The organism is Variovorax sp. 01T439_2 (assembly GCF_056398445.1).
Map to the genome: position 1 here is coordinate 1 of NZ_JBFTPJ010000634.1, position 3525 is coordinate 3525.

3 protein-coding genes and 1 pseudogene are annotated in these 3525 nt (G+C 67.0%); 3 read left to right on the forward strand and 1 reads right to left on the reverse strand.

Annotation, left to right across the window (positions count from 1 at the left end; all coding sequences use genetic code 11):
• From AC1DOC_RS24785 to bamE, 3 genes are all read left to right on the forward strand, one after another.
• Positions 1-943 (forward strand): ATP-binding cassette domain-containing protein (locus tag AC1DOC_RS24785; RefSeq protein ID WP_478130693.1); only part of this gene is annotated, 943 nt, incomplete at its 5' end.
• Positions 940-2172, forward strand: a complete 1233-nt coding sequence (locus tag AC1DOC_RS24790; protein ID WP_015867364.1) for a beta-barrel domain-containing protein — start codon at positions 940-942, stop codon at positions 2170-2172. The genes AC1DOC_RS24785 and AC1DOC_RS24790, both read left to right, overlap by 4 nt.
• Before the next feature lie 55 nt (positions 2173-2227).
• Positions 2228-2671, forward strand: coding sequence for an outer membrane protein assembly factor BamE domain-containing protein (bamE, locus tag AC1DOC_RS24795; protein WP_478130694.1), 444 nt, complete (start codon positions 2228-2230; stop codon positions 2669-2671).
• A 584-nt stretch (positions 2672-3255) separates the two neighbouring features.
• Here bamE and AC1DOC_RS24800 read toward each other — a convergent pair.
• A pseudogene (locus tag AC1DOC_RS24800) lies at positions 3256-3525 on the reverse strand (peptidase); the annotation flags it as partial.

The following is a 3525-nucleotide window of genomic DNA, read 5'->3' on the forward strand; positions in this document are numbered from 1 at the left end:
GATGAGCACCGGCGTGCTCGTGGCCGCATCGATTTTGTCGACCCGCATGCTCGCGCCGCTGGCCGGCGTGACGCAGGTGCTCAACCGCTGGCAGCAGGCCAAGGTGGCCGGCGAATCGCTCGACCAGCTCATGAAGCTCCCGGTCGACCACCCGCCCCATGAGACGCGCGTGCACCGGCCCGCCGTGCAGGGCGACTACACGCTGCGCGACGCCGTCTTCAGCCACGACGGCCAGACCACCGCGCTGCACGTGAAGGCGCTGCACATCGGCCCTGGCGAGCGCATTGCCGTTCTCGGGTGCAACGGTGCGGGCAAGTCGACGCTGCTGCAGGCGCTGTCGGGTCTCATCGAACCGCGCGCGGGCAGCGTGGTGCTCGACGGCGTGTCGATGGCCCACATCGACCCCGCCGACGTGCGCCGCGACGTCGGCCTGCTCGCGCAAGACGCGCGCCTGTTTCACGGCACCCTGCGCGAGAACCTGCAGATGGGCACGCCCCATGCCACCGATGCCGAACTGATCACCGCCCTGCAAGCCACCGGCGCCTGGGCCTTCGTGCGCCGCCTGCCCACCGGGCTGGACCATCCGCTGCTGGAAGGCGGGCGCGGCCTCTCGGGCGGGCAGCGCCAGAGCCTGCTGCTCGCGCGGCTCATGCTGCGCCGCCCCAGCGTGCTGCTGCTCGACGAGCCCACCGCCTCGCTCGACGAAGTGGCCGAGCGCGAAGTGATCGAACAACTGCGCGCTCTGTCCGCAGGCCGCACGCTGGTGCTCGCCACGCACCGCCCGGCCGTGCTCGATGCGGTGGACCGCATCCTCGTGGTGGACGGCGGCGCCGTCGTGCTCGACGGGCCGCGCGACCAGGTGATGGCGCGGCTGCGCCAGGGCGCGGCCGTATCGCGCGAGACAACGGCCCTCGCGGGCCGTGGCAAGGAGGCACAGGCATGAACGCCGTGACATTGACCAAGGCACCGGTGCCTGCGCAGGTATCCACCGCCACCGTGTGGGGCCCCGGCGGCGCCGGCGACTTCGACGAGGCCCGCGCCAGCGGCTCCGCGCGCGTCGTGTGGTTCATCGCGCTCTTTCTGCTCGCGTTCTTCGTGTGGGCCTGGTGCTTCGAAATCGACGAAGTGTCCAGCGGCATGGGCAAGGTGATTCCCAGCTCGCGTGAGCAGCGCATCCAGTCGCTCGAAGGCGGCATCCTTGCCGAGCTGCGCGTGCACGAAGGCCAGATCGTCGAGAAGGGCGAGGTGCTCGCGCAGCTCGACCCGACGCGCGGCGAATCGAGCGTGGAAGAAACCGCCGCGCGCTACCGCGCCGCACTGGCCAGCAGCGTGCGCCTGCGCGCCGAGGTGGAAGGGCATAGCACCCTTCAGTTCCCCGCCGAGCTGAAGGCGTACGCGCAGCTGGTCGACTCCGAAAGCGCGCTCTTCCGCTCGCGGCAGGGCAGCATGCGCGACACCGTTTCAGGCCTGGGCCAGGCGCTTGCGCTCGTGCGCAAAGAGCTCGACATCACGCGCTCGCTGCAGGTGAGCGGCGCGGCCAGCAACGTCGAGCTCATCCGCCTGCAACGCCAGGCCGCCGACCTGGAGCTGAAGATCTCCGAGGCGCGATCGAACTACATGGTGCGCAGCCGCGAGGAACTCGCCAAGGCCGATGCCGAGGTGAAGTCCTTGTCGTCCGTGGTGCGCGGGCGTGCAGACTCGCTCGAGCGGCTCACCCTGAACTCGCCCGTGCGCGGCATCGTCAAGAGCTTGCAGGTCACCACCATCGGCGGCGTCGTGCCGCCCAACGGCTCGCTCCTGACCCTCGTGCCGCTGGACGACCAGTTGCTGGTCGAAGCGCGCATCTCGCCTCGCGACATCGCCTTCATGCGGCCCGGGCAGGAGGCGCAGATCAAGGTCACCGCCTATGACTACGCCGTGTACGGCGGCCTCAAAGGGCGTGTGGTGACCATCGCACCCGACACGCAGCGCGACGAGGTCAAGCCCGAGATCGTCTACTACCCCGTGCTCGTGCGCACCGACTCYGACGCACTGACCGACAAGGCCGGCCGCCGCATGCCCATCGTGCCTGGCATGGTGACCACCGCCGACATCCGCACCGGCCGCAAGACCGTGTGGGACTACCTGACCAAGCCGCTGAACAAGGCGCGCGAAGCCATGCGCGAGCGCTGATTCGCGCGCGCTCATCTCTCCCAAGAATCCCATCCGACCCAAGAGGAAGCCAGCCATGAAAAAGACCCCGCACGCATCACCCACCGTTGCCGCCTTCGCGCTCGCCGCCGCGCTGCTCGGCACCGCCACCCATGTGGCGGYGCGCGATAACCCTGTAGACCCCGTGAGCAACCCCGACAAGCTGGACTATCGCGACGTCGAGGCGCGCCGCCCCGACTTCAAGGAGCCCTTTCTGCGCGACGGCATCGTGTCGCGGCCCGAGCGCTTTCGCGAGATCAAGCCCGGGATCAATCAGGCCCAGGTGCTCGCCGTGCTCGGGCAGGCGCTGAGGCAGCAGCGCGGCGCGCTCGGCACTGAGTGGGACTACCAGTTCAAGTTCCAAATGCCGCAATCGGCCAACTACCTCGTATGCCAGTACAAAGTCGTGTTCGATGACGGCCAAACCGTGCGCAGCGCCGCGTGGCGCCGTCGGCAGTGCTTGGACCTGATCCCGCACTGAACTGCCGGCCGGCGATCGGGCCGTCGACCCGCTACGCCCAGGAGCGTGCGGGTTTTTGATGTGGGGTGAGACGCCGTGATTCGGGTCTTTGGTGCTTCGACAGGAATCGCAGGTATTTCAAAAATCCGCATGGATATTGGATTCTTTGGTCTGGTAGAAAAAAGATACCGACAAAAGTACCGATAAATTTCAATGCATGGCTTGGATGCATCGCATGAGGACGCTTCGAGCCGATTTTGTCGACGCTGCTGCGACACCGGTGTTCTCGGCAGTGCGACCTCGGCGCTGTCGGACTTCTCTCCGAGAAGTAGTACTTCCTTGGCCGGCCCTCGGTCGTCTTGAGGCCGGGATGCTTCTTCTGCAGGCGCGGGTGCTGTGAGCCGATCTCCGCAACCGGCTGCTGCAGCAGGTCCGCGTCGGTTTCCAGCGCGTGGCGGCTGCCTTCTTGGCGTGGCACTCGGCCGGGAAGGTCGCGAAGATCTACTCGGCAATCTGTCGAGTAGAGAACTTCTCTTCAGGATGCGCCGTCAGGTAGTCGGCAACCGCCCTGCCGAGGTTAATGGCATGGTGTTGTTCCTTTGGGGTCACTCGGACATGGACTTCAATAGCGCGTCGCGGGCGTCGGAGTAGAACTGGATGTCGATCTTGGTCGCCATGTCGTCGGACAAGTCGACCAACTGGCGCCGACACGCCACCGGCATCAGCAGCGACGTCGCGCCTTTCTCAACGGCGATCTCGGCGATCGTGACCGCGTTGTGGACGGGTTCGATCGAGCCCCCAAGGTTGATCTCGCCAACGATTATCAAGCCGCCGCGCACGCTTCGCTTCAACAGAGACGTGCACAGTGCCACCAG